This is a genomic window from Acinetobacter sp., assembly GCF_050285345.1.
Lineage (GTDB): Bacteria > Pseudomonadota > Gammaproteobacteria > Pseudomonadales > Moraxellaceae > Acinetobacter.
The window spans coordinates 1-6,233 of sequence record NZ_JBLZXR010000088.1; the positions used below are offsets into that span (position 1 = coordinate 1).

Below are 6,233 nucleotides of genomic sequence, written 5' to 3' on the forward strand. Positions count from 1 at the left end.
TCCATGTCGTATGGCTTACGCCAGTCGCTTATATCCTCGTGCTGAACCACGAGGTTTTACGCTCCAAGTGATAAATATGCATCCCCAACAGGAATCACCCCAGCGATTTCATATTTTCCATGCAGCATACTTTTGGCAAAGGTTGGACTCGCTAAACCTTGCATCACTTTCACAGCTAGTTTTAAGTCGGGAATTGCCCCTATTGCATCCAGTGAACCTGTAAACTTATTAAACTGCCGGCCACGCATCCCTGTAATACTGATGCCGTCACATTTTCCTGCTTTAAAATCCTCTGCAATGACTGCTTCGTTTTGACCTACGCGCAATTCAATATCAGCCCCCCAATTTTTAGCGGCCAATTGATAATCTTTCATTAGGGTAAAAACATCGCCATTTTTACCAACCAGATCAAATACACAGAATACTTGTTTGGCTTGTACTGCCCCTGTCACAGCCATAAGTGCTGCACCCAGAGTTAATGCCTTTGTCCATGGTTTCATCGTCACTTTCCTTATTTTTATACGCTTTTGTTTTATCTCTTGTTTTTATTTGCCAAAAAAGCCCGGATCAATCCAGGCTTTTTTCTTTATATTTCTGCTTATTCACCGCCAAGTGAACATTCAAAATTGGCTTTATCAACAGAACAACGAGCTTTTTTCAATACCGACATCATCCCGGCATCATAAATCCCACGTTTCGTCATATCCATACGACCCTCACGCAATAATTTTTGATACTTAGTTTTATCTTCTGCAGTTAAGTTCATTTTGTATTTCGCAGGAATACCACCCTCCAAACGATTAATCATTGCAATACTTTTTGGTAAGTTTTTCACAAACCAATCACGAGACTTGTGACCAAAACCTGCAGGGAACTGATCTGGACGGATAATAAAGTCCGCAGTGACTTGTAGTACAGGGAAGTTAAACATTGCACCATTGGTGCCCAAACCTTTATAAATCTCTAAAGGCTTATAGGCATAGGCAGGTGCACCGACCATATCAACCTGACCATTGTTGAACTTTGCCACAAAGTTAGAGACATCGGAAATTACCGCTTGCGCACCAACGCGTTGCACCATAATTTTTTGTGCATCGTCATAACCCAATACCGCAAACTTCTTACCTGCGGCTTTTTCAATCGAGTCAATTTTCTTATCACGAACAAAAATAAACGCTGAACCTAACGGTGCAATCCCAGCAACTTCATATTTTTTACCACCCAAATTACTGACCATTTTTGTCGCATTACGTTGATCCAATGCGAAGGTAATCGCACGTTGTGCAATTGCATTACTTGGTGCACCGCCGAGTGCATCAATAGAACCGGCAAATTTGTTGTACTGGCGCGCACGCATGGCAGTCATAAATACGCCATCGCATTTACCTGCTTTAAAATCATTATCCGCTACGGCTTCGTCTTGACGTGGAATAAGATTAACATCAGCCCCCCAGCCCTTTGCTGCCAGTGCCCATTCTTGAGCCATTTGATACGACTCACCAGACTTACCCAGTAAGTCAAATACACAGATATCAACTTTTACAGCCTGCACAGAACCTGCAAAGCCCACTACAGCAAATGTCGCTAAGGATAGGAGTGTTTTCTTCATTATATTGTCCTTTTTCAATCTTTTTTATGGTTCAGGGGTATCCATACACGCAACTGATAGTAAGCAAGTTATTTAAAAAAAAATAGAGCATTTACTCAACTTATTTTTGTCAGTTCGGCCTATTGTGCAATTTTTTGATTTTTATCACCGTATTTATTGATAATTATTATGTTAATAATCAGACTATTAGGAATAATATAATCAAATATAGGCTATTTTCATCCCCTTTAATCATTTACAAACTGATAAAAGAAATGATTTATTCTCCAGCCATGGAACATTCAAAGTTAGTCCGTTCAATGGTACAACGTGCTTTTTTGAGTACCGTCATCATCATCGCATCATAAATACCTTGTTGGGTTAGATCCATGCGCCCTTCACGTAAAATTCTCTGATATTTAACTTGGTCTTCTTTACTTAAATTCATTTTATATTTTGCCGGAATTTCAGCTTCTAGACGTTTGACCATCGCAAAACTTTTTGGTATAGCTGATTACTTAACTCTTCAGTACACCAAAGACCTTAAAGAATGGAATTTTACAGCTATTTTTACGTGCTAATATTTTTAGAATTTAGCTATAGTTGTTTGATAAACCATTGTCTGGATTGGCTCGCAAAGTTAGCAGGAAATTTATTGTCACGAATAATCAGATCTGCCGTGACATTGACTACAGGGAAATTCACCATCGCTCCGGTGCTGCCTAAACCCTTAGAGATTTCCAAGGGCTTAAAGGCATAGGCTGGTGCTGCAACAATCTCAACCTCACCATGATTAAATTTTCGAATAAAATTAGAAATTTCAGACATGACGGGAACTGCGCCAACGCGATCAACCATCACTTTTTGTGCATAGTCATAATGCAGCACTGCAAATTTCTTGCCTTCAGCTTTTTCTAAGGTATTGATCTTACGATCACGTACAAAAATATATGCTGAACCAATTTGACCAATTCCCGCCACTTCATAACTGTCTTTACCAACATTGGTCATTAAACGCTTTGCATTGCGTTTATCCAACGCATAAATAATGGCTTTTTGTGCAATCGTATTGTTGGGCACACCCCCAATTGCATCAATCGAACCTACAAATTTGTTATAATTTCGTGCGCGCATCGAAGTCATATAAAATGCGTCACATACTCCATCTTTAAAGTCTTTCTCAACTTTGGATTCGTCCTGATACGCCAACAGTTGAACTTGAGCACCCCACGCCTTACTGGCCAGCGACCATTCCTCTAGAAGTTTATAAGATTCCCCTGCTTTGCCTAATAAATCAAAGACACACACTTTTTGATTGGCATAGCTTGGTGTACTGAATAACGCTCCTGCAGCAGATAAAACGAGAATTCCTTTTTTCATTTTTCATCTTCCTAATATTTTTATTTATCCTTTCAAAACAAAAGGTTGAATTATTATTAATATGATATTGCGCATTTAATATACATAAACCAATGTCAGGTGTCACATTTTTTCAGATAGTTGAGGTGCTTTGTTTTTTTCTTTTGCCAAGGCATCTATTAGAATAGCCGCACATTCATCTTACTTAGACAGTTCCATGATTCAGTTAGACCAACTTTCCATTCGCCGCGGTGGCCGAGTTTTATTTCAAAAAGCATCAATGCAATTGCATCCAGGGTGGAAAATCGGCCTCACTGGGGTCAATGGCGCAGGAAAATCAACCTTATTTTCGGCCTTACTTGGTGGTATGGAATCTGACGGTGGCTCACTAACCCGTCCAGCCGTGTGGACAGTCGCACACATGGCGCAGGAAATTAAAGCACTGGAGATGAAAGCCATCGATTTTGTGCTTTCAGGCGATGAAGAATATTGGAATATTCAACACCAACTTGAACATCCAGAAAATTTAAACAATGATGAATTGGCGCATTTATATGGTCGATTCGATGAAATTCATGGCTATACCGCACCTTCTAAAGCTGCACAATTGATGGCCGGTCTGGGTTTTTTTGAACATCAATCTCAGCTCAATGTGTCAAGTTTCTCTGGGGGGTGGCGCATGCGCTTAAACTTAGCGCGTACCCTGATGAGTCGTTCCGACCTGTTATTATTGGATGAACCGACCAACCACTTAGACTTAGATGCTATTTTATGGTTAGAAGATTGGCTCAAAGCTTATGAAGGGACTTTAATTCTGATTTCACATGACCGTGATTTCTTAGATGCGGTTACCGATCATATTTTACATATTGAAAATCAAGAACTCATGCTCTACACAGGTAACTATTCAACCTTTGAACGCACCCGTTCTGAACGCTTGGCTCAACAACAACAAGCTTATGAAAAGCAACTCGAAACACGTGCGCATTTACAGAAGTTTATTGACCGTTTTAAAGCCAAAGCCACCAAAGCTAAACAGGCACAAAGCCGGATTAAACAGTTAGAACGGATGCAGGAATTGTCGGCAGCGCATGTCGATACGCCATTTACCTTTAGTTTCCGTGAACCAACAAAAATGAGTTCGCCGCTACTCCAAATAGAACATGCAGATATTGGTTACGGCGACAAACTGATTGTGACCAATGTCAATCTACAAATTACCCCAACCAGCCGTATTGGTTTACTCGGGATGAACGGTGCTGGTAAATCAACCCTGATTAAATCCTTGGTTGGTGATTTAGCTTTATTACAAGGTACGCGTAAAGCTTCTGAATTATTGAATATCGGTTATTTTGCCCAGCATCAAATGGATGCTTTGGATGGTAACGCCAGTCCTATGCTGCAATTATCGAGAATTGCTGATAAAAAAATCAGTGAAGCCTCCTTACGTTCATTTTTAGGTAGTTTCGGCTTTAGTGGCGAACGCATGGATACGCCAAGTGAAGGTTTCTCCGGGGGGGAGCGTGCGCGTTTAGCACTAGCACTAATTGTTTGGCAACGTCCAAACGTCCTGATTCTGGATGAACCGACCAACCATTTAGACTTGGATATGCGTCATGCTCTGACCATGGCCCTACAAGATTTTGAAGGCGCTGTGGTCTTGGTATCTCACGAACGTCAATTGATTGCCAGTGTTTGTGATGAACTGTTGCTGGTTCATAACGGAAAATGTCGTGAATTTGACGGTGACTTAGTGGCTTATGCGGACTGGTTACGTCAGGCGCGTTTGGATTTAATGAAAAATAGTCAACAAGCACCTGAGCCAATCAAATCTCAAGTTGAAGTCAAAGCAACGATTTCAAAAGTAGATAAAGAAGCACAGCGTAAAGAAGCCGCACGTCAACGTGAGCTGACCCGCCCAATTCGTAAAAATATTGAAAAAAATGAAGTGCAAATTGGCAAACTGCAACCACGCTTAAGCGAAATTGAAACGCTACTGGCGGATAGCACTTTATACGAAGCCAACCGTAAAGATGACTTACTTAAATTAATGAATGAACAAACTGAACTCAAAGCAAAACTTGAAGTAATTGAAGAGCAAATGCTTGAATTAATGATGGAATTGGAAGAAATGGAAAGTAGTTTTGAAGTCTAAAATCCATCAAAAGTGATGCTGAACCACACTATTAAGCTCAGCTAATCGATTGCTTAAAAATAAATCACCGTGAAATTTAATGTTCCACGGTGATTTTTTAATTTTACTAAACATGATTTAATCATCATCAAATCATGATTCTCTGATTTTAGATCGTTCAATCTGACGTGAATTATTCCACTGCTTGGTAGATCAATCGCTCAACTGTTCACAGCAATAACCAGCGGTTCAGACAACCAATATTCAAAAACTTTGAATTCAAATAATACCCTCTAAAAAGAATTCCCAGCACTTATGATTTTAAATTCAAAATGTGTATTTAGATTCATTTTAAGTTTTAAATTCAAAACAAACCACCACACTCCATGTGGATAAGTTTCATCATAAAATGATATCCACAATTATAATTAACTTTGATTTTATTGACTATTATATGTGAATATTCACCAAACTTATCCATATTTTCAATATTTTTGTCTTTTTAGCACAGCATTTTAAGATCAGATGATCAGTTTATCTTGTGGGTTGATCTCTGTTTTAAAGCACAGAATGCTGATCTTTTTTTGCTTTTAGAAAGCGTAATTCCAGAATTTTCCAGCCTTGATCAAAGCGCCAGATTTCCTGAATTTGCTGTTTGCTTTCTGTCAAACCAATCAAAATTTTGCATTCAGTCTGGTCACGATTAAACTCATATTCTTCAAATGCCACATCAGGTTTCTGTGGTTTCCATACCCCATTCTTTACCGCATGAGCAATCTGCTCATAGCGCGTATAGTTACTTTCTACGCGTCCATCTTGCTCATAAACCACCTTAAAGTGTTCATCTTCATAGTCTGCCAAGGTGGCATAATTACCTGTAAAAAAGGCATTTACCCAAATGTCACGAATGTGTTCTAGTTGATTATCCATCATATACCGACCTCTTCTTTTGTTTCATTTAAAATCGTATTTAGGCCATGCTAGCATCTCAATAAGTCAGTTTTATAAAACACAAATCGATTATTTATTACTCAACTTTAATCACAATAGCATAAAAAAAAGCACTCCGAAGAGTTAATGCCAGTCAGTTAAGCAAACATTAGAAAAATGTAGTAAAAATGAGTGTATGCCAATACGCTCATTTTTTTATGA

General features: G+C 39.1%; 3 protein-coding genes and 2 pseudogenes. 1 reads left to right on the forward strand and 4 read right to left on the reverse strand.

Going from position 1 to position 6,233, the window contains the following annotated elements:
- Nucleotides 1-71 precede the first annotated feature (71 nt).
- The 3 genes and pseudogenes from ACN6OV_RS07850 to ACN6OV_RS07860 form a co-directional block, all read right to left on the reverse strand.
- A pseudogene (locus tag ACN6OV_RS07850) lies at nt 72-500 on the reverse strand (putative solute-binding protein); the annotation flags it as partial.
- Between the two features lie 98 nt (nt 501-598).
- Nucleotides 599-1,609 carry a putative solute-binding protein gene (locus ACN6OV_RS07855; protein ID WP_427951643.1) on the reverse strand — a complete coding sequence of 337 codons (1,011 nt, stop codon included), beginning with the start codon at nt 1,607-1,609 and terminating at the stop codon, nt 599-601.
- Between the two features lie 259 nt (nt 1,610-1,868).
- Nucleotides 1,869-2,968: pseudogene (locus ACN6OV_RS07860) on the reverse strand (putative solute-binding protein).
- Between the two features lie 196 nt (nt 2,969-3,164).
- Here ACN6OV_RS07860 and ACN6OV_RS07865 point away from each other — a divergent pair.
- Nucleotides 3,165-5,102: an ATP-binding cassette domain-containing protein gene (locus ACN6OV_RS07865; protein ID WP_427951646.1), complete on the forward strand. Its 1,938-nt coding sequence runs from the start codon at nt 3,165-3,167 to the stop codon at nt 5,100-5,102.
- Nucleotides 5,103-5,639: 537 nt separating this feature from the next.
- Here the strand turns inward: ACN6OV_RS07865 and ACN6OV_RS07870 are convergent.
- Nucleotides 5,640-6,014, reverse strand: a complete 375-nt coding sequence (locus ACN6OV_RS07870) for a hypothetical protein (protein WP_427951649.1) — start codon at nt 6,012-6,014, stop codon at nt 5,640-5,642.
- Between the last annotated feature and the right edge of the window lie 219 nt (nt 6,015-6,233).

Coding starts and splice junctions, on each gene's coding strand:
- ACN6OV_RS07855 (WP_427951643.1), bottom strand. CDS start 1,609: ATGAAGAAAACACTCCTATCCTTAGCGACATTTGCTGTAGTGGGCTTT.
- ACN6OV_RS07865 (WP_427951646.1), top strand. CDS start 3,165: ATGATTCAGTTAGACCAACTTTCCATTCGCCGCGGTGGCCGAGTTTTA.
- ACN6OV_RS07870 (WP_427951649.1), bottom strand. CDS start 6,014: ATGATGGATAATCAACTAGAACACATTCGTGACATTTGGGTAAATGCC.